This is a genomic window from Ramlibacter sp. MAHUQ-53 (assembly GCF_052600055.1).
The window spans coordinates 110,619-137,342 of sequence record NZ_JBQWTS010000006.1; the positions used below are offsets into that span (position 1 = coordinate 110,619).

A 26,724-nucleotide genomic window follows, 5' to 3' on the forward strand; every position below is an offset into this window, starting at 1 on the left:
AGACTGCGCGCCTTTTTTCGCGACCTGCTTCCATGGCCTTCGACACTGAACAACAGCCCGGCGTGAGCGCCGCGCGCCCCGCGGCCAGCCGCGGCTTCACGCTGAACCATTCCATGCTGCGCGTGAAGGACCCGGCGGTCTCGCTGGCCTTCTACACCGGCGTGATGGGCATGCGCCTGCTGCGCAAGCTCGACTTCCCCGAGATGAAGTTCAGCCTGTACTTCCTGGCCCGCGTCGACGACGGCGAGGCCATCCCCGAGGAGGTCGGCGAGCGCACCGTGTGGACCTTCCGCCAGCGCGGGCTGCTGGAGCTCACGCACAACTGGGGCACCGAGTCCGACCCCGGCTTCAAGTACCACGACGGCAACGCCCAGCCCCAGGGCTTTGGCCACATCTGCTTCTCGGTGCCGGACCTCGCGGCGGCAGTGGCGTGGTTCGACGAGCAGGGTGTGGCCTACGTCAAGCGCCCCGAGCAGGGCAAGCTGCGTGACGTGGCCTTCATCAAGGACCCGGACGGCTACTGGATCGAGATCGTCCAGCCCGAGCTGCTCGCCGGGCTGGGGCGCTGAGCCTGCGCAGGCGGCTTACCCGGCGAGCGTCGGGTAGTCGGTGTAGCCCTTCTCGCCGCCGCCGTAGAAGGTGCTGCGGTCTCCCTCGTTCCACGGCGCGCCGCGCTGCAGCCGCTCCACCAGGTCGGGGTTGGCGATGAAGGGCCGGCCGAAGGCCACCAGGTCGGCGCCCCGTGCGAGGGCGCGGTCGGCGAGGGCGGCGTCATAGCCGTTGTTCACCATCCAGGCGCCGGTGCCGCCGGCCTCGCGGTAGGCGCGGCGCAGCGCCTCGTAGTCGAAGGGGCGCCCCTCGACCTCGCGCGGGCCGCCGGTGGCGCCCTCGATCACGTGCACATAGGCCAGGCCCAGCGGCGCGAGCTGGCGCACCAGGTACTCGAACAACGGCTGGGGGTCGGCGTCGACCACGTCGTTGGCCGGCGTCACCGGCGACAGCCGGATGCCGGTGCGGCCGCCGCCGACCTCGGCCACGATCGCGCGCACCACCTCCAGCGGGAAGCGGGCGCGGTTCTCGACGCAGCCACCGAAGGCGTCGGTGCGCTGGTTGCTGCCGGTCTTGAGGAACTGGTCCAGCAGGTAGCCGTTGGCGGCATGCACCTCCACCCCGTCGAAGCCGGCGCCGGTGACGGCGGCCTGCGCGGCGTGGCGGTAGTCGTCGACGATGCCGGGCAGCTCGGCCGCCTCGAGCGCGCGCGGCGCGGAGGTGTCCTCGAAGCGGCCCTGGCCGTTCTCGATCAGGTAGGTCTTGGTCCGGGCGGTGAGGGCCGAGGGCGCGACCGGCGCGGCGCCGCCGGGCTGCAGCGAGGTGTGGGAGACGCGGCCCACGTGCCACAGCTGCACCACCATGCGGCCGCCGCGGGCGTGGACGGCGTCCGTCACCGGCTTCCAGGCGGCGACCTGTTCCGGCGTGTACAAGCCGGGCACGTCGGCATAGCCCTGGCCCTGGTGGCTGACGGGCGTTGCCTCGGAAATGATCAGGCCGGCGCTGGCGCGCTGGGCGTAGTAGGTCGCCATCAGCGGCGTGGGCACGGCGCCGGGGGCGCGGTTGCGGGTCAGGGGCGCCATCACGATGCGATTGCGCAGCGCGAGGTCACCCGCGCGGGCGGGGTCGAAAAGGGTCGTCATCCGGTCGGGGGGGTTACTTCAGGCCTTCGGCGGCCAGGGCTTCCTGGACTGCGGGGCGGGCCCGCATGCGCTCCTGGAAGGCGATCAGGTTCGTCATGCCCGACAGGTCGATCTTCATCACGGCGGCCCAGCGGCTCACGGTGTAGAGGTAGGCATCGGCGACGCTGAAGGTGTCGCCCATGAGGTACTGCTTGCCGGCGAGCTCGCTGTCGACCCACAGCAGGCGGTTGATCAGCTTGTCGCGGAACACGCCCTTGGCCTCTTCGGGCACCGCGGCGTTGAACAGCGGCCCGAAGCCCTTGTGCAGCTCGGTGCTGATGAAGGTCAGCCACTCCTGCACGCGGTAGCGGGGCAGGGTGCCGTTGGCGGGGGCGAGGTTCTTCTGCGGGACCTGGTCGGCGATGTACTGCACGATCGCCGGGCCTTCGCGCAGGCGGGTGCCGTCGTCGAGCTCCAGCAGGGGCACGTAGCCCAGGGGGTTGATGGCGTAGTAGCTGCTGCCGTCGGGCAGCTTGTGCGTCTTGGTGGGCGCCAGCACCAGTTCGAAGGGCAGGCCCGCCTCGCGCAGGACGATGTGGGGCGAGAGCGAGCAGGAACCGGTGGAGTAGTACAGCTTCATGGCGTGGAGGAAGGGTCAGGGGTGGAAGACCCCTGATCCTATCCACGTGCGGGAAGCCCCGCGCCGTCCTCAGAAGTTCGAGGTCGTGGTGGTGTTGGCCGTCACGGTCACGGTGCGCGTGCCGAGGAAGACCAGCGTGTCGTTCGCCTCGGGGTTGTCGGTGCCCGCCTGGCAGGTGTAGGCCAGCGTGTAGCTGCCGGCCGGCAGGAAGGCCGCGGTGTAGCTGGCCACGCCGTTGGTGGTGACCACGTTCGCCGAGGTGACCGGCTGGGTGCCGGTGCCGCCGACGTCGTCGGGCGTGGCGCCTGCGCCGGCGTAGACGTAGATCACGCGGACCGCGCCGGTGGCCGGGCAGCTGGCGTCCTGCAGGAAGGCGGTGCCCACGGTGCCGGAGACGGTGCCGACCTGCGTGTTGTCCACGATGCGCAGCGCCGGCTTCAGGAAGTACGGGCTGCCGGCGGACTGCGGATGGGTGATCGACTTGCGCAGGTCGAAGTCGATGGTGAAGGTGGAGGTGCCGCCATTGGGCACGGTGAAGCCGCTGACCAGCTTCAGGCCGGACTGCGAGCCGCTGGGCACGCGCAGGGGCACCTTCGTGCCATCGGTCTGCTCCAGGTACGAGGCGAGGTCGTTGCCGGTGGCGTTGACCAGCAGGCGCATCCACTCGTACTGGCCGGCGGTGACGGTCGCGCCCTGCAGCAGGGCCGCGGCGTTGCCGCCCTGCAGCGCCAGCAGGTCGATGGTGCGGGGCGTGCTGAAGTTGATGACCTGTTCGTTGTCGCCGGCGCGCTTGATGGCCACGCCATCGAACTGCACCACCACGGCGGTGGCGTCGTCGACCGGGGCGTCGGTCACGCCGACATTCAGCGTGCCGGTGCCGGGCCCGCCGCCGCCGCCGCCGCCGCCGCAGGCGGCGAGCGTGAGGGCCAGGGCCAGGCCGGTGAGGGTCTTGAGGGAATTCATGGTTGCCGTTCTCCTTCTTGGATGCCGCTGTCGCAGCCATGCAACCTTAATGCTGACTCGGTCCGTATGGATGAGTTGTTTGGTGAAAAGCCTGTCAGGTTTGTAACAGAGCCGGGCCGCTCCCGGGCCGGGTCGCCGCTTCCAGGCGGGTGAGCCAGGTGATGGCCTGCTCCCGGGTCGTGCCGCACATCTCGGCCGAGGGCTGCAGCCCGGCGCAGAAGGCGGGACGGTCGGGGTGGCCGAAGATGCGGCAGCGCTGGTCGGCGTCCAGCTGGACGCAGGGCACGCCGGCCGGCTTGCCGTGGGGCATGCCGGGCAGGGGCGAGGTGATCGAGGGGGCGGTGCAGCAGGCACCGCAGCCCGGCCGGCAGTCCATGGCGCTCAGGCCCCCTGCAGCCGGGTGGCGGCCGCGATGACCTGGTCGACCACCGCCTCGACGGCCGCGCGGGCCTTGTCGTTCACCAGCCGGCCCTGGGCGTCGAAGGCGTCGGCGGCCTTGCCCAGGGCGTGGTTGCGCGGCGCGACCCAGCACTTGATGTTGAGCAGCAGCGGGGCAAGGTGGCTCTGCGCCCGCAGCCCGCCCAGGGCGCCGGGCGAGGCGCTCAGCATGCCCACCACCTTGCCGCGGCTGGCGCGGAATTCGTCGCCCCAGGTGGGGTCGCCCTGGACCGGGCTGGTGACCCAGTCGATCACGTTCTTCAGCAGCGGCGGGTAGCTGGCGTTGTATTCGGGCGTGCAGATGATCCAGCCCGCGTGGTCGAAGAACACCTGCTTGAGCTGGACCTGGGCCGGCGGCCGGGCGTGGGCCTCCAGGTCGGCGTTGTAGAGCGGCAGGTCATAGTCGGACAGCTCCAGGAGCGTCACCCCCTCCACCTTGGGCCGCGCCATTTCGGCCACGGCCCGGGCGAGCTGGCGGTTGTAGGAGGCGGCGCGGGTGCTGCCGGCGAAGACGAGGAGCTTCATGGCCCTCATTGCAGCACAGGATCGGACGGGTGGAGGGCGGCACGAGGGCAACGGGTTTTACAATGTACATAAATGGAGATTTGTACATATGCAATCCCTGTCACTGAGTGAGTTCCGTGCGCACGTGTCCGAGATGCTCGACCTGGTCGAGCAGAAGGGGGAGAGTGTGCGCATCCTGCGCCACGGCAAGCCGGTGGCGGAGCTGGTGCCCGTGCGTCCGGAGTCGGCGGATGTGCCGAGTTACCTGCAGCCGTTCGAGCCGATCCGCTACGCCAAGCCTCCGAGCAAGGGTGGCGCCGAGATGATCATCGAGGAGCGGGACGGAGGCTGGTGATGAAGGTCCTGTTCGACAGTTCCGCGCTGTTCAAGCGCTATGCCGGCGAGGCCGGGGGGGATCAGGTCCTGGCCCTCCAGGGCCGGGCCACGTCCATCGTGCTCGCGGCCCACTGCTTCACCGAGCTGATGTCGGCCCTGACGCGGCAGTGGCGGGAGGGCGCCTTCGGCGACGCCGAATTCCGCCGTGTGCACACCCGGATGCGCGAGGACTTCGACGCCTACCGGATCGAGCCGCTGTCCCGGACGGTCGAGGACCTGGCGGTGGCTGCCATGGCCTTGTCGCCGCTGCGCCCGATGGACGCGCTCCACATCGGCTCGGCCCAGGCGGCCCGGGTCAACCTGTTCGTGACGGCCGACCGCCGCCAGGCCGCCGCCGCGCAAGTCGTGGGCTTGCGCACCGAATGCATCGAGATCTGACCATGCTGTATCCCCAAGAATTCGACGTCATCGTCGTCGGCGGCGGCCACGCCGGTACCGAGGCCGCGCTGGCCGCTGCCCGCATGGGCTGCCAGACCCTGCTGCTGACCCACAACATCGAGACCCTCGGGCAGATGAGCTGCAACCCCTCGATCGGCGGCATCGGCAAGGGCCACCTGGTCAAGGAGGTCGACGCGCTGGGCGGCGCCATGGCCATCGCGACGGACGAGGGCGGCATCCAGTTCCGCATCCTCAACAGCTCCAAGGGCCCGGCCGTGCGCGCCACCCGCGCCCAGGCCGACCGCATCCTTTACAAGGCGGCCATCCGCCGCCGGCTGGAGAACCAGCCTCACCTCACGCTGTTCCAGCAGGCCGTCGACGACCTGATGGTCGAGGGCGACCGGGTGGTGGGCGCGGTCACGCAGATCGGCATCCGCTTCCGCGCGCGGACGGTGGTGCTGACGGCCGGCACCTTCCTCGACGGCAAGATCCACGTCGGCCTGGAGAACTATGCGGCCGGCCGCGCGGGCGACCCGCCGGCGGTGTCGCTGTCCGGACGCCTCAAGGAGCTGAAGCTGCCCCAGGGCCGCCTCAAGACCGGCACGCCGCCGCGGCTGGACGGCCGCACCATCGACTGGTCCCGGTGCGAGGAGCAGCCCGGCGACCTGGACCCGGTGCCGGTGTTCAGCTTCATGGGCAACGCCGCGATGCACCCGAAGCAGGTGCCCTGCTGGATCACCCACACCAACGAGCGCACGCACGAGATCATCCGCTCCGGCTTCGACCGCAGCCCGATGTTCACCGGCAAGATCGAGGGCGTGGGCCCGCGCTACTGCCCCAGCGTCGAGGACAAGATCAACCGCTTCGCCGACAAGGACAGCCACCAGATCTTCCTGGAGCCCGAGGGCCTGACCACGCACGAGGTCTATCCCAACGGCATCTCCACCAGCCTGCCGTTCGACATCCAGTACGCGCTGGTGCGCTCGATGAGGGGCCTGGAGAACGCGCACATCCTGCGCCCGGGCTACGCCATCGAGTACGACTACTTCGACCCGCGCTCCCTCAAGAGCAGCTTCGAGACCCGGCAGATCCAGGGCCTGTTCTTCGCCGGCCAGATCAACGGCACCACCGGCTACGAGGAGGCGGCGGCCCAGGGCCTGTTCGCCGGCATCAACGCCGCGCTGCAGTGCCGGGGGGAGGGCGCCTGGGTGCCGCGCCGGGACGAGGCCTACCTGGGCGTGCTGGTGGACGACCTGATCACCAAGGGCGTGACCGAGCCCTACCGGATGTTCACCAGCCGCGCCGAGTTCCGCTTGCAGCTGCGCGAGGACAACGCCGATATGCGGCTGACCGAGGCCGGCCGCAGACTGGGGCTGGTGGACGATGCGCGCTGGGACCTGTTCAACCGCAAGCGTGACGCTGTTTCACGTGAAACCGAGCGGCTGAAGGCGACCTGGGTGAACCCGCGCATCCTGCCGGCCGCCGAGTCCGAGCGGGTGCTGGGCAAGGCCATCGAGCACGAGTACAACCTGGGCGACCTGCTGCGCCGCCCGGGCGTGGGCTACGAGTCGCTGGTGGGCATGGATGGCGGCAAGTACGCGACCCCGGCTGTTTCACGTGAAACGCTGGGTGACCTGTACGCGCCCGTGGTGGAGCAGATCGAGATCGGCGCCAAGTACGCCGGCTACATCGAGCGCCAGAAGGACGAGGTCGAGCGCGCCGCCTACTACGAGAACCTGCGGCTGCCGGCCGAGCTGGACTACATGCAGGTGACGGCGCTGAGTATCGAGGTCCGCCAGAAGCTGGCCAAGCACCGCCCCGAGACCCTGGGGCAGGCGTCGCGGATTTCGGGGGTGACCCCGGCGGCCGTGTCGCTGCTGCTGGTCCACCTGAAGAAGAGCAAGTACCTGGGCTTTGCCGACGCCGCCGCCAACCAGGCCGGCCCGGAGGCCGCGTGATCCCGGAAGCGGGAAGGGGAGGGGCGATGACGGAATCGCCGTATGCCGGTCGGCTGCGTGCCGGCCTGGCCGCACTGGGACTGGCGCTGGATGAGGGGCGGCAGGCGCAACTGCTGACCTACCTCGGCCTGATCCAGAAGTGGAACCGGGTCTACAACCTCACCGCGGTGCGCGACCCGGACGAGATGTTCGGGCTGCACCTGCTGGACAGCCTGGCCGTGGTCGGGCCGCTGCGCCGGCACGCCGGCGGGCGGGCGCTGCGCCTGCTGGATGTCGGCTCCGGCGCGGGCCTGCCGGGCGTGGTGCTGGCGATCTGCTGCCCGGACATGGCGGTGGATTGCGTGGACACGGTGGGCAAGAAGGCTGCCTTCATCCAGCAGGTGGCGGTCACGCTGCGCCTGCCGAACCTGCGCGGCGTCCATGCCCGGGTGGAGAACCTGGCCGGGCCCTACGACGTGATCAGTTCCCGGGCCTTCGCCTCGCTGGCGGACTTCGTGGCCTGGTCCGGTGGAGCCCTCGCCGACGGCGGTGTCTGGCTGGCGATGAAGGGCAAGCATCCGGCCGACGAGATCGCCGAGCTGCCGGCAGGCGTGTCGGTGTTTCACGTGGAACCCTTGACGGTGCCGGGCGTGGACGCCGAGCGGTGCATCGTCTGGCTGAAAAGGGAGCAGGGCCTCACGTAAACTCGGCCCATCCTCCAAGACCACTCCGGGAACCCAGATTTTCATGTTCGGCGTTGCAGACTACGGTGCCTTCGTCGCGGCCATCGTGCTGTTCCTCGCCATCCCGGGTCCCGGCAACCTGGCGCTGATCACCTCCACCGGCAAGGGGGGCATCCGGGGCGGCCTGGCGGCCACCCTCGGCGTGATCGCCGGGGACCAGGTCCTGCTCTGGGCGGCGGTGGCCGGCGTGGCCGCGCTGCTGGTGGCATTCCCCCCGGCCTTCCATGCCGTCCAGTGGCTGGGCGCCGCCTACCTGGCCTGGCTGGGCCTGCGGATGCTGCGCGCCAAGCCGGGCGACCAGCCCGTGCTGAACATCCAGCCCCGGCAGTATTTCCGGCAGGCCGCGGTCATCACCCTGCTCAACCCGAAGGCCATCGTGTTCTACATGGCCTTCTTCCCCCTCTTCGTCGATCCGGCCCGCCACCAGGGTCTGGTGACCTTCGGCGCGATGGCCCTGACCATCGCCGCGCTGACCTTCGCCTATGGCCTGGTCGTCGTGCTGCTGACCCATTTCATGGCCGAGCGGCTGCGGGCGAATCCGCGGATCGGCTCCTGGCTGGAAAAGCTGGCGGGCGTCTTCCTGATCGGCTTCGGGCTCAAGCTGGCCCTGGGCCGTTAGGGGTGGCATGTGAGTGGCCGCCCACAAGTAACAAGTAAAGAACCACTAACCCCTCATGCCCAGGCCGGGCGGGACTGACATGGCACGAATCTTTTGCGTCGCGAACCAGAAGGGCGGGGTCGGCAAGACCACCACCACGGTGAACCTGGCCGCCGGCCTGGCCAAGGTCGGCCAGCGGGTGCTGCTGATCGACCTGGACCCGCAGGGCAACGCCACCATGGGCTCGGGCATCGACAAGCGCGAGATCGAGTACACGGTCTACGACGTGCTGCTGGAGTCCGCTTCCGTGGCCGAGGCCCGGGTGCGCGCCGAGCGCTGTGGCTATGACGTGCTGGGCGCCAACCGCGAACTGGCCGGTGCCGAGGTCGAGCTGGTCGGCCTGGAGCGCCGCGAGAAGCGCCTGAAGCAGGCCCTGGCCGCCGTGGCCGGCGATTACGACATCGTCCTGGTCGACTGCCCGCCCTCCCTGTCCATGCTCACGCTCAACGGCCTGTGCGCCGCCCATGGCGTGATCGTGCCGATGCAGTGCGAGTACTTCGCGCTGGAGGGCCTGTCCGATCTGGTCAACACCATCAAGCAGGTCCACGCCAACCTCAACCCCGACCTGCAGGTCATCGGCCTGCTGCGCGTCATGTTCGACCCGCGGATCACCCTGCAGCAGCAGGTGAGCGAGCAGCTCAAGGGCCACTTCGGCGAAAAGGTGTTCGACGCCGTCATCCCGCGCAACGTGCGCCTGGCCGAGGCGCCCAGCTATGGCCTGCCCGGCGTGGTGTTCGACCCGTCGGCGCGCGGCAGCAAGGCCTTCATCGACTTCGCCAAGGAGCTGGTCGCCCGCATCAGCCGCCTGGAATACCGTTGAGCCGTACTTCCATGCGACAGGTGAGCGCTCGCTACCGGAATTGACCCCATGAAACCGTCCAACGTCCTGATCCTCCCAGGCTGGCACAACAGTGGCCCCGCCCACTGGCAGACGCTGTGGGAGCAGCGCCACGGCTACCGGCGCGTGGAACAGCACGACTGGGACCGGCCGCTGCGCGGCGACTGGATCACCCGGCTGGAGGAGGTCCTGCTCACGTGCGACGAGCCAGCGGTGCTGGTGGCCCACAGCCTGGGCTGCGTGCTGGTGGCCGCCTGGGCCTCGGTCAGCCGCAACACCGACCGCGTCAAGGGCGCCCTGCTGGTGGCGCCCGGCGACGTCGAGCGGCCGGACATGCAGGGCCAGCTGCACAGCTGGCGGCCGATCGCATTGCAGCGCCTGCCATTCCGCAGCGTGCTGGTGGCCAGCCAGGACGACCCGCACTGCCACTTCGCTCGCGCCCGCCAATTCGCCGCCGACTGGGGCGCGCAGTGCATGGACCACGGCAACGCGGGCCACATCAATGCCGACTCCGGCCTGGGCAGCTGGCCGGAAGGCCATGTGCTGCTGCAGGACCTGATGTCCTCCTGAATCCCGGATCCTCAGAAAGAAACGCCACGATGGTGACCAAGAAACCCAAGGGCCTGGGCCGCGGCCTGGAAGCCCTGCTCGGACCGTCGGCCTCCGCCGCCCCGGCCGATGCCCCCGCTGCCGGCCCCGCCGGCGGCCAGACCGGCTCGCTCAAACTCGACGAGCTGGTCCCCGGCCAGTACCAGCCGCGCACGCGGATGGACGAAGGCGCGCTCTACGAGCTGGCCGAGAGCATCAAGGCCCAGGGCATCATGCAGCCCATCCTGGTGCGCCAGCTGCAGAGCGGGCCGAACGCCGGCAAGTACGAGATCATTGCCGGCGAGCGCCGCAGCCGCGCGGCCCGCCTGGCCGGGCTGGACAGCGTGCCGGTGCTGGTGCGCGAGGTGCCGGACGAGGCCGCAGCCGCGATGGCCCTGATCGAGAACATCCAGCGCGAGGACCTCAACCCGCTGGAAGAGGCCCAGGGCCTGCAGCGCCTGGTCAAGGAATTCGGGCTGACCCACGAGCAGGCCGCCCAGGCGGTGGGCCGCTCGCGCAGCGCCGCGTCCAACCTGCTGCGCCTGCTGAACCTGGCCGAGCCGGTGCAGACCCTGCTCATGGCCGGCGACCTGGACATGGGCCATGCCCGCGCCCTGCTGGCCCTGGAGCGGGCCGCCCAGATCACCGCGGCCCACCAGATCACCGCCAAAAGCCTGTCGGTGCGCGAGGCCGAGAGCCTGGTCAAGAAGATCGGCGCCGAGTTCAACCTGGTCTCGCCCAAGCCCAAGAAGGAGAAGTCGCGCGACCTGCGGCGGGTGGAGGAGGAGCTGTCCGACCTGCTGACCGCCGAGGTCGAGGTGCGGGTGAAGAAGCGCGTGAAGCGCAACGGCCGCATCGAGGAGATGGGCGAGGTGTCCATCCAGTTCGGCTCGCTGGACGAGCTCAACGGCCTGATCGACAAGCTGCGCGCCACCGCCTGATCGACAGGCTGAGCGCGACCGCCTGGGCCCCGCCGGCCCCGGAAAGACAAAGCCCCGCAGTGCGGGGCTTTGTCCTTGGCGAAAGGGCCGGCTTACAGCGCGAAGATCTTGCCCGGGTTCATGATGTTCTTCGGGTCCAGCGCGCGCTTGATGGTGCGCATCATGTCCACCGCCCCCGGGCCGGCCTCGGCCAGCAGGAAGCCCATCTTGTGCAGGCCCACGCCGTGCTCGCCGGTGCAGGTGCCGCCCAGGGTGAGGGCGCGGGTGACGAGCTGGTGGTTCAGCGCCTCGGCCTTCTCGTGCTCGGCGGGGGCGTTCGGGTCCAGCAGGTAGCCGAAGTGGAAGTTGCCGTCGCCCACGTGGCCCACCAGGAAGTAGGGGATGCCGCTGGCATCGGCCTCGGCCACCGAGTCGAGCAGGCAGTCGGCCAGGCGGGAGATGGGCACGCAGGTGTCGGTGGAGATGACGCGGCAGCCGGGGCGCGACTGCACCGCGGCGAAGTAGGCGTTGTGGCGGGCCGTCCACAGGCGGGTGCGGGCCTCCGGCGTGGTGGCCCACTCGAAGGCGTTGCCGCCATGGTCGGCCGCGATCTCCTGCACGGTCTGGGCCTGCTCCTCGACGCCGGCCGGCGAGCCGTGGAACTCCATCAGCAGCATCGGCTCCTCGCGCAGCGTGAGCTTGCTGTGGGCGTTCACCATGCGCACGGTGTTCGCGTCGATCAGCTCCACCCGGGCGATGGGCACGCCCATCTGGATCACCGCGATGGTGGTGCGCACCGCGGCCTCGATGCTGGGGAAGGAGCAGGTCGCCGCCGAGACCGCCTCGGGCAGCGGGTAGATGCGCAGGGTGATCTCGGTCATCACGCCCAGCGTGCCCTCGCTGCCCACGAACAGGCGGGTCAGGTCGTAGCCGGCGGAGGACTTCTTGGCGCGGGTGCCGGTGCGGATCGCCTCGCCCGAGGCGGTGACCACCTCGAGCGCCAGCACGTTCTCGCGCATGGTGCCGTAACGCACGGCGTTGGTGCCCGAGGCGCGGGTGGCGCACATGCCGCCGAGGGAGGCGTCGGCGCCCGGGTCGATCGGGAAGAACAGGCCCGTGCTCTTGATCGCCTCGTTGAGTTGCTTGCGCGTCACCCCGGGCTGCACGGTGACCGTGAGGTCCTCGGGGTTGACCGACAGCACCCGGTTCATGCGGGACACGTCGATGCAGATGCCGCCCTGCACCGCCAGCAGGTGGCCCTCCAGCGAGGAGCCCACGCCGAAGGGGATCACTGGCACGTCATGGGCAGCCGCCAGGCGCACGGCGTCGGACACGTCCTGGGTCGACTCGGCGAACACCACCGCCGCCGGCGGCGGCGCGATGAAGGGCGACTCGTCGCGGCCATGCTGCTCGCGTACCGCCAGGGCCGTCGAGCACTGCGCGCCGAAGCGGGCCTGCAGCGCCTCGATCAGTGCCGGCGGGACCTCGCGCAGCGCGAGTTCGGGGACCAGGTGGGAGGTGGCGGTGGGAGCGTTCATGGGGCAGGCGGGAAAAACAGCGCCCCAGTGTATTCGCCGGGCCGCGCTGCGGTACTGCGGTTGCCCCTGATGGCGCCAGGTCCTCCCCGCTGCCCCCGGGCCGGCGTCGGCCCCGTGCAAGGTGGCATAGGACAATGCCACCTTTCCAATTCGAACCAACCGGAGACTGCGCCATGGGCAAGCGCCTGACCCAGATCGCCACCCGCACCGGCGACGATGGCACCACGGGCCTGGGAAACAACACCCGGGTCGCCAAGAACCACCTGCGCGTGCAGGCCATGGGAGATGTCGACGAACTCAACTCGCACATCGGCCTGCTCCTGTGCGAGCCCATGCCGCAGTCGGTGCGCGACCTGCTCGTCGAGGTGCAGCACCAGCTGTTCAACCTCGGCGGCGAGCTGTCCATTCCCGGCTTCGAGCTGCTGCAGGCCGAGGCGGTGATCACGCTGGACGAGGCGCTGGAGGACCACAACGCCACGCTGCCCCGGCTCGAGGAGTTCATCCTCCCCGCCGGCACGCGCGGCGCGGCCCAGGCCCATGTGTGCCGCACCGTCTCGCGCCGCGCCGAGCGCGCGGTCGTGGCCCTGGGCGCGGCCGAGCCGCTGCGTGATGCGCCGCGCCAGTACCTGAATCGGCTGTCGGACCTGATGTTCGTGCTGGCGCGGGTGCTCAATCGCCTCGACGGCGGCGACGACGTTTACTGGAAAAGCAAGCGGCTCGCCGGCGGCGGGGCCTGAGTCCGGTCAGATCGAGTCGACCTTCTCCTCGGTGGAACTGGTCGACGCCGGGGCGACGCTGACGTTCACGCCCTTGAGGACGTTCACGAACGCCGGCAGGGTGGCGCCCGCGAGCTCCGCGGCGCGGCCCAGGCGGGTCAGCGAGTCCTTGACGGGGAGCACCTTGCCCACGCTCATGGGGTTGGACGCCACGGAGCTGACGAGGCTCTGGCCGGTGGACACCAGGTCCTTGGACTGGAACACCCCCAGCAGGAAGTTGCCCACGCCCTTGGCGACCTGCTGCTGCTTCTCGGCGCTCAGGGCCTTGGTCTGGGCTTCCAGGTCCTTGCTCTCGCCCAGGCGCTTGAGTTCGGCGAGCGCGCTTTGCTGGACTTCCTGGAACTTGGCGCCGGCCTCCTTCGGCTCGGTGAGCTTGCCCACCTCCTCGAACAGGGTCCGGGTCTTGGCCAGCTCGCCTTCCTTCAGGTAGGCCGCGGCGATGGCGAGGTAGGCCTTGGACAGCGTCTTCTCGATGTTGAAGCTCTTGGTCAGGAACGCGGCGACGTCGGCATCGACATTGCCGCCGCCGGAGCCGCCGCGGGCACCCCCCAGGAGGCCGCCGAACTGGGCGAAGGCGGGAGCGGCCGTCAGGGCGACGGCGCCGGTCACGAGGGATCTGCGTTTCATGGTCATGGGTAGGCTCACTTGGTTGCGTTGAGTTTTTCGATGAGTTTTGGCAAGTTCTTGGACACGCTCTCGATCGCCTTGGAACCGGCGAAATGGGTGACCTGGGGCATTGCCACGCCCTTGATGCTCAGCTTCTCTGCCTGGACGAAGTTCGCCACGCGCTCGGCCCCCTTCTCGAGGATGACGGTCGCGGCGGCCAGCATGTCGAAGCCGCAGCTGTCGCCCTGGCAGGCGGGCGGCTCCGGCTTGACCAGGTAGCCGGGGCGCACGCAGACCTCGGTGGCGGTGGGGCGCTGCAGCTTCAGCTTGAACTTGCCTTCGTCGAGGAGCCGGTTGGCGTCCGCGTAGAACGCCGGATCCGCCAGGGCGACCTGCAGCTTCGCCGCGCTGTAGGCGCCGTGCTGCAGCACCGGCAGCAGGAAGCCGGCGGGGATGGAGCCCGGGGCGACATAGGGCGTCTCGCACTCGCTCATTCGCACCTGCCCCTTGCGCGGCATGTTGGCGATCACGACGCGGTCGCCCCGGCGCACCTCGGTGTCGAGCGGTGTGTACGAGAAGACCGTCGCGTCTCCCTCGGCCCGGGGCTCCCCGGCGCCGCTGCCAAGCGCCAGCCGCCAGGCAGCCTGCTGGCCATGGACCTGGACGTTCAGCGGACGCAGGACGTCGAAGCTCACCGACGTGCCGGGCGGCAGGGCCAACCCCTGCACCGTGAAGGCGTTGCGGCTGGCGGACGAGACCTCGTACTCGCCGGGCTGGAACCTGACGTTGGCCACGAACTTCTTCGCGACGGCCCGCGTCGCGTTCTTCAGCGAGACCTCGAAGGCGTTGGCGAGGTCGAGCCCGCGACCGCCCTTCTTGTCCAGTTGGTAGTAGTCCTGGCCCATCTCCGAGAACAGCACATGGCCCGCGTGGTCGACCAGTTGCGCGGTCACCGTGGCGGCGAAGGACTCGCGCGTCTCGACGCCCCCGGCGCCGGCCTCGAGGGTGACCGGGGACAGCGAGTGCTGGAACCTCAGGAAGAAATCGGGCGCATCCTGCCGGCTCTCGAAATCCTTGCGAACCGAGGCGAACTTGCTCCAGGGCACGCAGGCGGCCTTGGCCTCGATGCTGGCTTGCGTGTCCTTGAAGTTGGCGTCGACGGCGGCGATCTGGAAGCCGGCGTGGACGCCGATGTCCTTGGCGAACAGGTCCGCGATCGCGGAAGCCCGGGGCTCGGCCTCGCCGACCACGGGCATGACCCGCGGCTTGCGCGAGTCGTCCGCCTCCATGCCGAACTGGAAGGTGAGCTCGTCGCCGGTGGCCAGGCTGCCTTCGCTCGGCTTCAGGATCGCGTAGCGCGATTCCGCGCCGAGGACCCGCACCAGGACCGTTTGGCCCGTCCGGGTGTTCACCGCCTCGGCCTCGTCATTGACCACGAAGCCGGCCTCGAAGCCCTTGTCGGCGACGAACACGCCCTGGGACTGGCCGACGATCCTGACCGTTGCGTCCTTGGGCTTGAAGCCCGCCTGCAGGCCCTTGACCAGCTCCGAGACCTGGCTGGCCAGGCCCTTGGCGATCTCCTGCGCGATCGAGGCCGTGCTCGCCTGCAGCTCCGCTTCCGAGCCAAAGCGGAAGCGCGAATACAGCGTCTCCGACAGCGAATAGACCACCTTGGCCTTCTCGGGCTTGACCAGCTGGAGGTTCAGCGTGATCGGGACCAGCAGTTCGACCGCGCCCCGCTCCCGCGGCACCTGGTACCAGGACGCGCGCGTGATCCCCGCCACCACGGCATAGGACTGCTGGACCGGGACATTGAAGCCCTCGGCGCAGCCCAGGCTGTCGTTGTTGATGTAGCGGTAGGCGCCGCCGGAGCGCACGTTGCGCACCTGGCGGGCGTGGACCACGCTGTCCGGGAACGCGCGTTCCACCTGGCCCGCGAAGTGCTCCAGGATCGACGCCTGCATCGCGGGGTCGATGAGGCGGCGCACGCGCGGATCGACCAGCGGGCGCTTCTCGGGCGGCAGGCTGTTGCTCACGCCCTCCAGCTCCTTGACCGGGAAGACGAAGAACTGGGACGCCTGGGCGCAGGCGGCGCCACTGGCCACCAGCAGGGCGATCACGGATCGCCGCCAGGGGGCGGCATGCAAGGTGCGGGCTTCCATGCTCAGTAATCCGCGGGGCAGCGCCCTTCGACGCAGACCACCACGCGGTTGCCCTTGGTCTGCACCTCGGCGTTCTTCATCTCGGCGCCGAGCTTGTCCAGCATCCGCTCGATGCGGCGCGCCAGGTCGCCGCCCTTGGACGACATCGTGTAGACGCGGGTGGATTCGGTGCGGCGGTCCTCGCGCAGCTCGCCGACGAGTTCACGCAGCGCGTCCTCGAAGCCGCCACCGATGCCGCGCGTGATCCGCTCCGAGCTGAAGAGGGTGACGGTGTAGGACTGCCCCATCTGGGCCAGGCGCTGGAGCTCGCGGGTCGCGGCGTTGCCCACGGTCTGCGCCAGCTCGGTCGCCAGGGCGGAGGCCAGGTTGGAGCGGCAGTCCTGGTCGGAGCTGCCATCGGCGCGCTTGACCAGGGTGCCCACCACGAGCCCGCGACCGGTGTTCACATTGAACGAATCCAGCTTCAGCATGCCGGAGCACAGCGTCCGGCCGCTGGCGCTCTTGCCCTCGGCGTTCATCACCGAGGAGCCGAACACGACGTACTTGGCGTTGAAGGGGTTCTTCGCGGCCTTCTGGGCGTACATCTCGAACTTGCCCTGGGTCTCGATGTCCGAGATCAGCATCTTGCCCTTGCCGGTCTCGCGCAGGTCGCGCTCCGGCGTGTACTCCAGGCCGTACTGCCGGGTGACCTGGGCCAGTCGCTGCGCGATCAGCGCGGAGGCCGCGTCCGCGGGCTTGGCGTTGTTCAGGTCAGGGAAGACCGTCTTCGACTTGAAGCTGGTGACGTCCTTCTGGTTGACGATGTTGTTCTGCTGCTGCGCGAAGCTGCCGGACTGCACGTTCTTGCGGTCCGAGGCGGAGGCGCTCGAGGCATTCACGCTCGAGGCGACGCGGGTGTCGGAGCTGGCGGCCGCTGCCACGCTCGATTGCGAGCTGCCGGCGTAGGCGCTGCGCTGGGCGCCGGCGACCTGGGTGTCGCGCGCGGCGGCGGCGGACCCGCCGTAGCCGTCCTGCACCGCCGCGGCGCGGCGGTCGCTGCCCGCGAACGAGGAGGACTGGCTGCCGGCCACGCTGGCCTGGCGGTTGGCGGCGTAGCTGGAGGACTCGCGCGAGGAGGCTGCCATCGAACCCTGGTAGGACGAGGCGGACGACGACTTGCTGCTGGTGTCGGAGAAGCTCGCGCCCGAAGACCGCGAGCTGGTGTCGGAGGAACTGCTCTTGTCCTGGAAGAACTCGACCTCGCTCACGATCGGCTTGCTCGGGTCCAGGTTGGTCGCGATGCCCCAGTACTCGTCGATCAGGAAGACGATGGAGGCCGCCTCCATCACGTTGGCGTTCTGCAGGCCGAGCGAGCGAGACAGGTCGGTCAACTCCGCGCTGTCGACGGACAGCGTGGTGCGCGCCGTCAGGATGTCGCCCTCGGTGACGTAGGTGGTCTTGAGGTTGGGGCCGAAGTTCTTGACCAGCTCGCCGATGGCTTCGTCCGCCTTCGGTCCCTTGGCTTCGACGTTCAACCGCAGCTTCAGGGCGGCGCGGATCGCGTCGTACTCGGCCTGGCGGCGGGCCGCGGCGCGGGCCGCGATCGGGTCCTTGTGGGACTTGATGCTCACCTCCGCCTGGCCGACCTGGTTGATCGCCTCGGCCCAGGCGACGACGGAGGAGGCACAGGCGGCGGCCGCAGCCATGCCGAGGACCAGCTTCTTGAATTTCAAGGGAGACCTTTCAACAGGGGGAGGGGACGGGGCTCGCCTGGCCGCAAGCGCCAGGTGGCCCGGGTGTGCGGAGTGCCGGCGGCTGCGGCGCTCAGGGTTTCACGGAGGCCGAGGCGTCGCCCGCCCGGACCTCGAGGCCACCGCCTGGCAGGACGCGGGCCACGGCGTCCGGTGCCGGGGCAGGGGTGCCGACCCGCGGTGCGGACGGCTGCGGTGCGGCGGAAGCCGCCTGCGCGCTCGTGGCCGCGCCCGGGCTGGCCGAGACGATCAGGGCGAGGAAACGCGGGTCGGTCCGCAGCAGGGCGAAGTGGTCGTCCAGCAGCAAGCGGGTGGGGTCGACCGCGCCGTGGTCCGCGGCGATGCGCAGGTAGGCCAAGGCCTTGTCGGTGTCGCCAAGCCGTGCGGACGAGCGTGCCACCACCAGCGCGGCGTCACCGCGCGCGGCGCCGGCCTTCTGCGCCAGCGGGGTGGCGTGCTCGATGGCTTGCTGGAACCGGCCCTGCTCCAGCGCCGCGTTGGCCTCCTGCAGCGCCGATGGGTCGGTCTTCGGCCGGATGAAACTGGCGAACTGCTCGCGGGCCTGGTCACAGCCCGAGGCAATCAGTGAGGCAGAAAGTGCAAATAATGCGATGAAGACTAGGCGACGCATCGACTAGAAAAAAGTTAAATTGAATATAGTGGTCAACGTGAATGTTATTTGTGCGGTGCACGAATTGCAATGCAGCAAAAGTGCCTAGGGTGTGTCTTGCAGGGGGGGTGGCGCCGCGCGGGTGTTGAGCCGCAAGGGCGGCCGGGCGCGACAGGGCCGGGCCGCGAGGCTGCGGCCGGCATGGATGCAGGGAGCGGGCCCGCGGGGGGCGGTGCGCTAGCGCGGCGCCAGCACCGCCATCGTGATGCGCGAGACGCAGGTCGGCCGGCCCTGGTCGTCCTGCAGCTCGATGGCCCACACCTGGGTGGTGCGGCCGATGTGGACGGGCCGCGTCGTGCCCGTCACCCAGCCCGCGCTCACGCCGCGCAGGTGGTTGGCATTGATGTCCAGGCCCACCACCTTGTGGCCCGGCGCGCAGCTGTGGGCCGCGCCCAGCGAGCCCAGCGTCTCGGCCAGCACCACGCTCACCCCGCCATGCAGCAGGCCATAGGGCTGGCTGGTGCGATGGTCCACCGGCACGCGGGCGCGGATGAAGTCGTCGCCGACCTCGAGGAACTCGATGCCGAGGTGTTCAGCCGCCGTGCCGCGACTCAGCGAGGTGAGCGACTCGACGGAGATGGGGTGGGTCCAGGTGGGCATGTGGACGATCTTACCGGCCGCTCACTTGCCGTTCGTGCCGCGACCGAGCAAGGCCCACAGCAGGATGGCGCCGAAGGTGGCGGTGCCGATGCCGCCCAGGGCGAAGCCGCCGAACTTCAGGGTGAAGTCACCGGTGCCCAGCACCAGGGTGATGGCGGCCACGATCAGGTTGCGGTTCTGCGAGAAGTCGACCTTGTTGTCGACCCAGATCTTGGCGCCGGCCACCGCGATCAGGCCGAACACCACGATCGACACGCCCCCCATCACCGGCAGCGGGATGGCCTGGATCACGGCCCCGAACTTGGGCGAGAAGCCGAGCACCACCGCGATCAGCGCCGCCAGCAGGAACACCGCGGTCGAATAGATCTTGGTCGCGGCCATCACGCCGATGTTCTCCGCGTAGGTGGTCACGCCGGTACCGCCCGAGGCGCCGCTGACCATGGTGGCGATGCCGTCGCCGATGAAGGCGCGGCCCATGTACGGATCGAGGTTGCGCCCGGTCATCGCGGTCACCGCCTTGATGTGGCCCAGGTTCTCGGCCACCAGGATGATGGCCACCGGGGCAATCAGCAGCATGGCCTGCGCCTCGAACACCGGCGCGGCGAAGGTCGGCGCGCCGAACCAGGCGGCGCTGGCGATGCCGGACAGGTCCATCGGCTTGCCCAGGCCCATGCCGTTGGTGAGGACCGCGTAGACCACCGAGGCCAGGATCAGGCCGACCAGGATCAGGAGGCGCTGCACCATGCCGCGGGTGAACACCGCCACCAGCGCCACGCACACGAAGGTCACGGCCTGCATCCATGACTCGAAGTTGTTGGCCGCCATGTTCTTGACGGGGATGCCCGCCAGGTTCAGGCCGATCACCGCCACCACCGAGCCGGTGACCACCGGCGGCATGAAGCGCTCGATCCAGCCGGTGCCGATGGCCTGAACCACCGCGCCGATCACGGTGTACAGCGCGCCGCAGGCGACGATGCCGCCCAGCGCCACGCCGATGTTCGCGTTGGGGCCCTTGCCCGCATACGCCGTGGCCGCGATCACCACGCCGATGAAGGCGAAGCTCGACCCCAGGTAACTGGGCACTTTGCCACCCGTGATCAAAAAGAAGATCAACGTGCCGATGCCGCTCATGAGGATGGCGGTGTTCGGGTCGAAGCCCATGAGGATCGGGGCCAGCACCGTGGCGCCGAACATCGCGATCACGTGCTGCACGCCCATGGCCGCCGTCTGCGGCCAGGGCAGGCGCTCATCGGGGCCGATCACGCCGCCGGCAGCCAGGGTGGACGCGGGCTTCTCGGCCCAGTGGAACATTCCCATGTATCGCTCCTTGCTACAAAAAGTGGAGCGATCCTACAAGCAATGGCCGTGCCGCGACAGTCAAGCGGGCGACGCGCGCGGCCGGGGCGCGTCGGGGCTGCGGGGGAGGGCGGGCGCGGCCCGCCGCGGTCAGAGCGGGTGCTCGGTGTAGAACCGGCCGCCGTGGAACAACAGCGGCGAGGCGCCCGCGCGCAGCGTGCAGCGCTCGACCTCGCCGACGAAGATGACATGGTCGCCCTCGTCGTAGCGGCTGCGGTTGAAGCACTCGAAGGTGGCGGCCGCGCCCGCGATCAGGGGCACGCCGCCGGCGCCGGTCTGGCTTTCCACGCCGCGCCAGCGGTCGATGCCCTTGGTGGCGAAGCGCTCGGCCAGCTCCTTCTGGTCGGCGCCCAGCACGTTGATCGCGTAGTGCGAGTGCGCACGGAAGGCCGGCAGCGAGGCGGCGGCCTGCGACAGGCTCCACAGCACCAGCGGCGGGTCCAGCGAGACCGAATTGAAGGAGTTGGCGGTCAGCCCGATCGGGGTGCCGTCCTCGGCGCGGGTGGTGACGATGGTCACGCCGGTGGCGAACATGCCCAGCGCGGCGCGGAATTCGCGCGTCGAGAAGCTGGGTGTCTGGGCTTGGCGGGAAGGCGTCATCGTCGGGAGGCAGCGGGGGGCGGGCGGTCAGCGGGAACGCGGGTAGTATGACCGCAAGCCGCAGGAGCCGCAGAAGACCATGAGCTTGCCCACTTTCACCACGCTGGGCGCGGGCCCGACCGTGCTGCTGCTGCATGGCGAGGCCGGCGGCCACCTGGCCTTCGCGCCGCAGGTCGAGTCGCTGGCCATGGCCGGCTACCGGGCAGTGGCCTGGGACATGCCGGGCTACGGCCAGAGCCCGCCGATCGAACCCTATGCCTTCAAGGGCCTGGCCCAGCGCTGCGTCGCCCTGGTCGAGGCGCTGCAGGCCGGCCCGGTGGCCCTGATCGGCCACGGCATGGGCGGCATGGTGGCCCAGGAGGTGGTGGCCCGGCGGCCCGAGCTGGTCGGGCGCCTGGTCCTGTGCGGCACCCGCGCCGCGCTCGACGAGGCGGACCGCGCGGGCTTCGTGGCCCGGCGCACCGCGCTGCTCGACGAGGGCCGCGACATGGCCGGCCTGGCCGAGGTCCAGGTGCCGCAGTGGATCGGCCACGCCGCGATGCCCGAGGGCGTGCGGCTGGCGCAGCACGCCATGGGAATGGTGCATGCCTCCACCTACCGGCGGGCGCTGCAGGCCATGGCCGCCTTCGACCGGCGCGATGGCCTCGCCCGCATCCACGTGCCCACGCTGCTGCTCGCGGGCGAGCACGACCGCGAGGTCCCGCCGGCGGTGATGCGCGACATGGCGCGGCGGATCCCCGGCAGCACCTTCCTCGAGATGCGCGGCATCGGCCACCTGCAGAACCTCGAGGCGCCCGACGACTTCGACGGTGCGCTGCTGAACTTCCTCGCGCTGCCGCGGCTGCTGCACTGAGGCTGCCGCACGGCGTCACCCGGCGGGATCGCCCGGGTGACACCGGGCCCGCCAGGTGCGCCGCACAATCGCGCCCAGGAGACACACCATGAGCCAAGACGACCCCCAGATCGCCGCGCGTTTCGGCAGCGGCCGCGCCGTGCCCCGCCTCGAGGACGATGGCCTGCTCAAGGGCCAGGGCCAGTTCACCGACGACCTCGCCCCCGAGGGCGGGCTCAAGGCCTGCTTCGTGCGTTCGCCGCACCCCCATGCGCGCATCGTGCGCATCGACGCCGACACCGCCCGCGCCATGCCCGGCGTGGCCCTGGTCCTCACCGGCGAGCAGCTCGCGGCCGAGGGCATCAAGCCCATGCCGGTGACCGCCGGCTTCAAGCGCCCCGACGGCTCGCCCGGTGCCTCGCCGGTGCGGCGGGTGCTGGCGCACGAGCGCGTGCGCTTCGTGGGCGAGGCGGTGGCCGTGGTCGTGGCCGAGACCCTGCAGCAGGCCCGCGACGCCGCCGAGGCGGTGTGGGTCGAGTACGAGGACCTGCCGCATGTGGTCACCGTGGAACAGGCCACCGCCGAGGGCGCGCCGGCGCTGTGCGAGGCCGCGCCCGACAACCTGGTGGCCCAGAGCCGCTACGGCGACGCCGAGGCCACGCGCCAGGCCTTCGAGCGGGCCGACCACGTGGTGTCCCTGGAGATCCACAACCAGCGCCTGTCGGCGCTGGCCCTGGAGCCGCGTTCGGTGCTGGCGTGGGTCGCCGAGGACGGCCGACTCACCATCCGCCTGAGCAGCCAGATGCCCTCGGGCCTGCGCGACACCGTGGCCGCCTGCCTCGGCCTGGACAAGGCGCAGGTGCGCGCCACGCTGGGCGACGTGGGCGGCGGCTTCGGCATGAAGACCGGCGCCTACAGCGAGGACGTGGCCACCGCCCTGTGCGCCTGGAAGCTGCGGCGCCCGGTGAAGTGGATCGCCGACCGCAGCGAGGAATTCCTCAGCGCCGTGCCGGGCCGCGACCTGCACACGCAGGCCTCGCTGGCGCTGGCCGCGGACGGCCGCATCCTGGGCCTGCGCGTGCACTCGCAGGGCAACGTCGGCGCCTACGCCCTGCCCACGGGCACGGCCATCGTGCTGCTGATCGGTCCCTGGGTGCAGACCAGCGTCTACGACATTCCCCTGGTCGACTTCCAGTTCCAGGCCATCCTGACCAACACCGCGCCGGTCTCGGCCTACCGCGGCGCGGGCCGGCCCGAGGCCATCTTCATCATCGAGCGCCTGATGGACGAGGCCGCCCGCCAGACCGGCATCGACCGCGTGCAGCTGCGCCGGCGCAACTTCGTGCGCCCCGAGCAGATGCCGTACAAGAACCCGATGGGCCAGACCTACGACGTCGGCCGCTTCGAGCATGTGATGGACCAGGGCCTGGCCCAGGCCGACTGGGCCGGCTTCGAGGCCCGGGCCGCCGCCAGCCGCGCGCGCGGGCTGTGGCGCGGGCTGGGGCTGTCCACCTTCCTCGAATGGACCGGGGGCAACGTGTTCGAGGAGCGCGTCACGCTCACGGTGCTGGCCGACGGCACCATCGAGGTCTTCTCCGCGGTCAATGCCATGGGCCAGGGCATCGCCACCACCCTGGCGCAGCTGGTGGTGGATGTCTTCGGCGTGCCGATCGACAAGGTGCGCGTGGTCCTGGGCGACACCGACCGCGGCGACGGCTTCGGCACCGCCGGCTCGCGCTCGCTGTTCACCGGCGGTTCGGCCATGCGCATCGGCGCCGAGCGCACGCTCGACGCGGCGCGCCAGCTGGCCGCGAAGGAGCTGGAGGCCAGCGCCGAGGACCTGGCCTACGAGGCCGGCCGCTTCCACGTGCGCGGCACCGACCTGGGCATCGACCTGGCCACGCTGGCCGCGCGCCAGGCCGGCGGCCGTATCCACCTCGAGAGCACCAGCGCCGTCTCCGGCCCGACCTGGCCCAACGGCTGCCATGTCTGCGAGGTGGAGGTCGATCCCGCCACCGGCCAGGTGCAGGTGGTGGCCTACAGCGGCGTCAACGACATCGGCAAGGTGGTCAATCCGACCATCGTTCGCGGCCAGCTCGATGGCGGCGCGGTGCAGGGCCTGGGCCAGGCGCTGTGCGAGGCCATGGTCTATGACGAGGCCACCGGCCAGCCGATCACCGGCAGCCTGATGGACTACGCCGCGCCGCGCGCCGACTTCATGGCCTGCGATTTCGTGACCACGACCGACGAGTCCACCCCCTGCAAGAACAACCCGCTGGGGGTGAAGGGCGTGGGCGAGCTGGGCACCATCGGCGCCACGCCCTGCGCGGTCAATGCAGTGGCCGACGCCCTGGCGCGCGCGGGCCGCGCGGACCTGTCGCCGGTGCTGCAGATGCCGCTGAGCCCGGCCCGCCTGTGGAGCCTGGTGAACGCGGCGGCCTGAGGCCCCGGCGGGCGGCGGATTCATCGGCGCGGGCGATCAAGCCAACGGAACTTTGAGCTTCCCCGCCCTCGCGCCACCCCGTACAGTGCGCTCGCTTTCCAGGAGGAGACAGGCATGCGTATCGCGGTGATCGGCGCGGGCATCGGCGGGCTGACGGCAGCCCTGGCCCTGATGCGACGGGGTTTCGAGGTGCAGGTGCTGGAGCAGGCGCGCGAGCTCGGCGAGGTCGGCGCGGGCGTGCAGATCAGCCCCAACGGCAACCGCGTGCTGGCCCACCTGGGCCTGGCCGAGGCGGTGGCCCGCGTGGCCGCGGAGCCCGCCGGCAAGAAGGTGCGGCTGTGGAATACCGGCCAGACCTGGAACCTGTTCGACCTGGGCGCGACCTCGCGCGAACGCTACGGCTTTCCCTACCTCACGCTGCACCGCGCTGACCTGCACCAGGTGCTGGTGGACGCGGTGCGGGCGATGCGGCCCGACGCGATCCGCACCAACACCCGCATCGACCGCGTGGCCCCGCGCGGCGACGAGGTGGTGGTGGAATGCGGCGGCCAGGTGGTCGCCACCGCCGACGTGGTGGTGGGCGCCGATGGCGTGCACTCGCAGGTGCGCCAGTGCCTGATCGGCGAGGACCGCCCGGTCTTCTCCGGCATCATCGCCTGGCGCGGCGTGATCGATGCCGAGCGCCTGCCGCCCCACATGCGCCAGCCCTATGGCTACAACTGGGTCGGCCCCGGCAGGCACGTGATCCACTACCCGCTGCGCCGGGGCACGCTGTACAACTTCGTCGGCGCGGTGGAACAACAGGGCTGGGAGGTCGAGTCCTGGTCCGCGCAGGGCAGCGTCGAGGAATGCCTGGCCGATTTCGCCGGCTGGCACGAGGACGTGCACACCCTGATCCGCGCGCTGCGCACGCCGTTCCGCTGGGCCCTGATGGGGCGCGAGACCCTGCCGCGCTGGAGCTTCGGCCGCATCACCCTGCTGGGGGACGCCTGCCATCCCACGCTGCCGTTCCTGGCCCAGGGCGCGGTGATGGCGCTGGAAGACGGCCTGGTGCTCGCGCGCTGCCTCGAGGCCTGGAAGGACGACCCCGAGACCGCGCTGGCCCGCTACCAGGCCGCCCGCGTCGACCGCACCCGCCGCATCGTCGAGGGCTCGGCCGGCAATGCCAAGCGTTTCCACAACCCGGCCCTGGCCCATGCCGAGGGCGCGGCGCGCTATGTCGACGAGCAGTGGAGCGAGGCGCGCGTGAAGGAGCGCTACGAGTGGCTGTTCGAATACCAGGCCGACACGGTCGCTCTCTGACGCCGCCGCCTTTCCTGCCCCCGACCCACCGGAAGCCCCTCGTGATCCCTCTCAACGCCACCCATGATCCCGCCCGCCGCAGCTGGGTGACCCCGGCCAACGCCGAGGGCGCCGACTTCCCGGTGCAGAACCTGCCCCTGGGCCTGTTCACCCTGGCCAGCGAGCCCGCGGGCGCGGCGCCGCGCCCGGGCGTGGCCATCGGCGACCAGGTGGTGGACCTGCGCGCGCTGGACGCCGCGGGCCTGCTCACGGACGAGGCCGCGCGCGCGGTGCGCGCCGTGCCCCCCGGCAGCGCCGGCCTCAACGGGATGATGGCGCTGGGCCTCGGCCCCGCCTCGGCGCTGCGCGCGCAGCTGTCGGACCTGCTGCGCGAGGGCGGCCCCGGCGGCCTGCGCGAACGCGCGGCGAGCCTGCTGCACCCGCAGGCCGGCGTGCGCATGCACCTGCCCTGCGTGGTCGGCGACTACTCCGACTTCCTCTCCTCGCGCGCGCACTGCGACCGACTGGGCCGCTACAAGGGCCTGGCCGAGCCGGTCCCGCCGGTGTTCGACTCGCTGCCCGTGGCCTACCACGGGCGGGCCTCGTCCATCCGCGTCTCGGGCACGCCGGTGCGCCGGCCCAACGGGCAGTGGCGCAGCCCCGAGGGCGAGGTGCGCTTCGGCCCGGTGGAGGCGCTGGACTTCGAGCTGGAGATGGCCGCCCTGGTCGGCGCCGGCACCGAGCTGGGCCAGCCGCTGTCGCTCGACGAGGCGCCGGGCCGGATCTTCGGCTATGCGCTGCTCAATGACTGGTCGGCCAAGTCGGTGCAGTGGTGGGAGCAGATGCTCGGCCCCTTCCTCGGCAAGAGCTTCATGACCAGCCTCTCGCCCTGGGTCGTCACCGCCGAGGCGCTGGCGCCCTTCGCCAAGGCCGCCCCGCCGCGCCTGCCCGGGATGCCGCCGCTGCTGCCGTACCTGCACTCGCCGCGGGACCGCGAGCGGGGCGGGCTCGACGTGGCCCTGGAAGGCTGGCTGTCCACCGAGGCCATGCGGGCCGCGGGCCTGGGCCCGGTGCGCCTGACCTCGACCCACCTGGACAACCTGAACTGGACCTTCGGCCAGATGATCACGCACCATGTCTCCAACGGCTGCAACCTGCAGCCCGGCGACGTGTTCGGCACCGGCACGATCTCCGGCGTGCCCGACGAGTCCATGGCCTGCATCACCGAGATCACGCGCTCGGGCCGCGAGCCGCTGCGCCTGCCCAATGGCGAGGAGCGCCGCTGGCTGCAGGACGGCGACGAGTTCACCATCCGCGCGCGCGCCAGCGCCCCGGGCCGCGTGTCCATCGGCTTCGGCGCCTGCACCGGCCGCGTGCTGCCGGCGGTGGACTACCCGCTGCCCGCCGCGGCGCCCTGAGGCCGCAGGCGGCTTGCGGCGCGTCGTTATCATCGCGGC

At 70.6% G+C, this 26,724-nt stretch carries 27 protein-coding genes; 14 read left to right on the forward strand and 13 right to left on the reverse strand.

From position 1 onward, the window contains the following. Nucleotides 1-32 precede the first annotated feature (32 nt). Entirely contained in the window at nt 33-569 is a 537-nt protein-coding gene (gene gloA / locus ACT80S_RS10945) for a lactoylglutathione lyase (protein WP_377415663.1), read from the forward strand. A 15-nt stretch (nt 570-584) separates the two neighbouring features. Here the strand turns inward: gloA and ACT80S_RS10950 are convergent, their stop codons facing one another. The 5 genes from ACT80S_RS10950 to ACT80S_RS10970 form a co-directional block, all read right to left on the reverse strand. Continuing rightward, entirely contained in the window at nt 585-1,691 is a 1,107-nt protein-coding gene (locus ACT80S_RS10950) for an alkene reductase (protein ID WP_377415664.1), read from the reverse strand. Nucleotides 1,692-1,704: 13 nt separating this feature from the next. Continuing rightward, nucleotides 1,705-2,310, reverse strand: a complete 606-nt coding sequence (gene gstA / locus ACT80S_RS10955; protein WP_377415665.1) for a glutathione transferase GstA — start codon at nt 2,308-2,310, stop codon at nt 1,705-1,707. 69 nt (nt 2,311-2,379) lie between these two features. Beyond that, nucleotides 2,380-3,273: a DUF4382 domain-containing protein gene (locus ACT80S_RS10960; protein ID WP_377415666.1), complete on the reverse strand. Its 894-nt coding sequence runs from the start codon at nt 3,271-3,273 to the stop codon at nt 2,380-2,382. Between the two features lie 94 nt (nt 3,274-3,367). Then, the gene (locus ACT80S_RS10965) at nt 3,368-3,649 is read right to left on the reverse strand and encodes a YkgJ family cysteine cluster protein (protein WP_377415667.1); all 282 of its coding nucleotides are present in this window, start codon (nt 3,647-3,649) and stop codon (nt 3,368-3,370) included. A 5-nt stretch (nt 3,650-3,654) separates the two neighbouring features. Beyond that, entirely contained in the window at nt 3,655-4,245 is a 591-nt protein-coding gene (locus tag ACT80S_RS10970) for an NADPH-dependent FMN reductase (protein WP_377415668.1), read from the reverse strand. A 124-nt stretch (nt 4,246-4,369) separates the two neighbouring features. Here ACT80S_RS10970 and ACT80S_RS10975 point away from each other — a divergent pair, with 124 nt between their 5' ends. The 8 genes from ACT80S_RS10975 to ACT80S_RS11010 all read left to right on the forward strand — a co-directional run bounded on the left by ACT80S_RS10975 (nt 4,370) and on the right by ACT80S_RS11010 (nt 10,694). After that, nucleotides 4,370-4,570 carry a type II toxin-antitoxin system Phd/YefM family antitoxin gene (locus tag ACT80S_RS10975; RefSeq protein ID WP_377415669.1) on the forward strand — a complete coding sequence of 67 codons (201 nt, stop codon included), beginning with the start codon at nt 4,370-4,372 and terminating at the stop codon, nt 4,568-4,570. Continuing rightward, nucleotides 4,570-4,989: a type II toxin-antitoxin system VapC family toxin gene (locus ACT80S_RS10980; RefSeq protein WP_377415670.1), complete on the forward strand. Its 420-nt coding sequence runs from the start codon at nt 4,570-4,572 to the stop codon at nt 4,987-4,989. Before ACT80S_RS10975 ends, ACT80S_RS10980 begins: the two co-directional genes overlap by 1 nt. A gap of 2 nt (nt 4,990-4,991) precedes the next feature. Continuing rightward, nucleotides 4,992-6,947 carry a tRNA uridine-5-carboxymethylaminomethyl(34) synthesis enzyme MnmG gene (gene mnmG, locus ACT80S_RS10985; RefSeq protein ID WP_377415671.1) on the forward strand — a complete coding sequence of 652 codons (1,956 nt, stop codon included), beginning with the start codon at nt 4,992-4,994 and terminating at the stop codon, nt 6,945-6,947. Between the two features lie 26 nt (nt 6,948-6,973). Beyond that, nucleotides 6,974-7,630, forward strand: a complete 657-nt coding sequence (gene rsmG / locus ACT80S_RS10990; protein WP_377415672.1) for a 16S rRNA (guanine(527)-N(7))-methyltransferase RsmG — start codon at nt 6,974-6,976, stop codon at nt 7,628-7,630. A gap of 43 nt (nt 7,631-7,673) precedes the next feature. Next, complete coding sequence (locus ACT80S_RS10995; RefSeq protein ID WP_377415673.1) at nt 7,674-8,288, forward strand: LysE family translocator; 615 nt, start codon at nt 7,674-7,676, stop codon at nt 8,286-8,288. A gap of 79 nt (nt 8,289-8,367) precedes the next feature. Beyond that, entirely contained in the window at nt 8,368-9,147 is a 780-nt protein-coding gene (locus ACT80S_RS11000) for a ParA family protein (RefSeq protein WP_377415674.1), read from the forward strand. A gap of 48 nt (nt 9,148-9,195) precedes the next feature. Continuing rightward, a complete protein-coding gene (locus ACT80S_RS11005) occupies nt 9,196-9,735 on the forward strand; it encodes an RBBP9/YdeN family alpha/beta hydrolase (protein ID WP_377415675.1) in 540 nt (179 codons plus the stop codon). Between the two features lie 29 nt (nt 9,736-9,764). Then, nucleotides 9,765-10,694: a ParB/RepB/Spo0J family partition protein gene (locus ACT80S_RS11010; protein ID WP_377415676.1), complete on the forward strand. Its 930-nt coding sequence runs from the start codon at nt 9,765-9,767 to the stop codon at nt 10,692-10,694. Nucleotides 10,695-10,786: 92 nt separating this feature from the next. On the opposite strand, the gene ACT80S_RS11015 is transcribed toward ACT80S_RS11010, so the two are convergent. Beyond that, nucleotides 10,787-12,211: an FAD-binding oxidoreductase gene (locus tag ACT80S_RS11015; RefSeq protein WP_377415677.1), complete on the reverse strand. Its 1,425-nt coding sequence runs from the start codon at nt 12,209-12,211 to the stop codon at nt 10,787-10,789. A 173-nt stretch (nt 12,212-12,384) separates the two neighbouring features. Between ACT80S_RS11015 and ACT80S_RS11020 the strand changes: the two genes are divergently transcribed. Next, the gene (locus ACT80S_RS11020) at nt 12,385-12,948 is read left to right on the forward strand and encodes a cob(I)yrinic acid a,c-diamide adenosyltransferase (RefSeq protein WP_377415678.1); all 564 of its coding nucleotides are present in this window, start codon (nt 12,385-12,387) and stop codon (nt 12,946-12,948) included. Nucleotides 12,949-12,954: 6 nt separating this feature from the next. Here ACT80S_RS11020 and ACT80S_RS11025 read toward each other — a convergent pair whose 3' ends face one another. The 7 genes from ACT80S_RS11025 to ACT80S_RS11055 form a co-directional block, all read right to left on the reverse strand. Beyond that, nucleotides 12,955-13,614, reverse strand: coding sequence for a hypothetical protein (locus tag ACT80S_RS11025; RefSeq protein WP_377415679.1), 660 nt, complete (start codon nt 13,612-13,614; stop codon nt 12,955-12,957). 14 nt (nt 13,615-13,628) lie between these two features. Continuing rightward, on the reverse strand, nt 13,629-15,755 hold the full coding sequence (locus ACT80S_RS11030; protein WP_377415680.1) for a hypothetical protein: 2,127 nt from the start codon (nt 15,753-15,755) through the stop codon (nt 13,629-13,631). 2 nt (nt 15,756-15,757) lie between these two features. Then, nucleotides 15,758-17,467: a hypothetical protein gene (locus tag ACT80S_RS11035; RefSeq protein WP_377415681.1), complete on the reverse strand. Its 1,710-nt coding sequence runs from the start codon at nt 17,465-17,467 to the stop codon at nt 15,758-15,760. 91 nt (nt 17,468-17,558) lie between these two features. Next, nucleotides 17,559-18,116, reverse strand: coding sequence for a TPR end-of-group domain-containing protein (locus ACT80S_RS11040; RefSeq protein ID WP_377415682.1), 558 nt, complete (start codon nt 18,114-18,116; stop codon nt 17,559-17,561). A gap of 216 nt (nt 18,117-18,332) precedes the next feature. Beyond that, on the reverse strand, nt 18,333-18,755 hold the full coding sequence (locus ACT80S_RS11045) for a hotdog fold thioesterase (RefSeq protein ID WP_377415683.1): 423 nt from the start codon (nt 18,753-18,755) through the stop codon (nt 18,333-18,335). A 21-nt stretch (nt 18,756-18,776) separates the two neighbouring features. Next, a complete protein-coding gene (locus ACT80S_RS11050) occupies nt 18,777-20,066 on the reverse strand; it encodes a solute carrier family 23 protein (RefSeq protein ID WP_377415868.1) in 1,290 nt (429 codons plus the stop codon). Between the two features lie 135 nt (nt 20,067-20,201). Next, nucleotides 20,202-20,711, reverse strand: a complete 510-nt coding sequence (locus ACT80S_RS11055; RefSeq protein ID WP_377415684.1) for a flavin reductase family protein — start codon at nt 20,709-20,711, stop codon at nt 20,202-20,204. Nucleotides 20,712-20,790: 79 nt separating this feature from the next. On the opposite strand from ACT80S_RS11055, the gene ACT80S_RS11060 reads away from it, so the two are divergent. The 4 genes from ACT80S_RS11060 to fahA all read left to right on the forward strand — a co-directional run bounded on the left by ACT80S_RS11060 (nt 20,791) and on the right by fahA (nt 26,685). Beyond that, on the forward strand, nt 20,791-21,564 hold the full coding sequence (locus ACT80S_RS11060) for an alpha/beta fold hydrolase (protein ID WP_377415685.1): 774 nt from the start codon (nt 20,791-20,793) through the stop codon (nt 21,562-21,564). Between the two features lie 88 nt (nt 21,565-21,652). After that, nucleotides 21,653-23,986 (forward strand): xanthine dehydrogenase family protein molybdopterin-binding subunit, encoded by a 2,334-nt coding sequence (locus ACT80S_RS11065; RefSeq protein WP_377415686.1) that lies wholly within the window; start codon nt 21,653-21,655, stop codon nt 23,984-23,986. A gap of 114 nt (nt 23,987-24,100) precedes the next feature. Beyond that, nucleotides 24,101-25,288, forward strand: a complete 1,188-nt coding sequence (locus tag ACT80S_RS11070) for an FAD-dependent monooxygenase (protein ID WP_377415687.1) — start codon at nt 24,101-24,103, stop codon at nt 25,286-25,288. A 41-nt stretch (nt 25,289-25,329) separates the two neighbouring features. Further along, nucleotides 25,330-26,685: a fumarylacetoacetase gene (gene fahA / locus ACT80S_RS11075; protein ID WP_377415688.1), complete on the forward strand. Its 1,356-nt coding sequence runs from the start codon at nt 25,330-25,332 to the stop codon at nt 26,683-26,685. Nucleotides 26,686-26,724 lie beyond the last annotated feature (39 nt).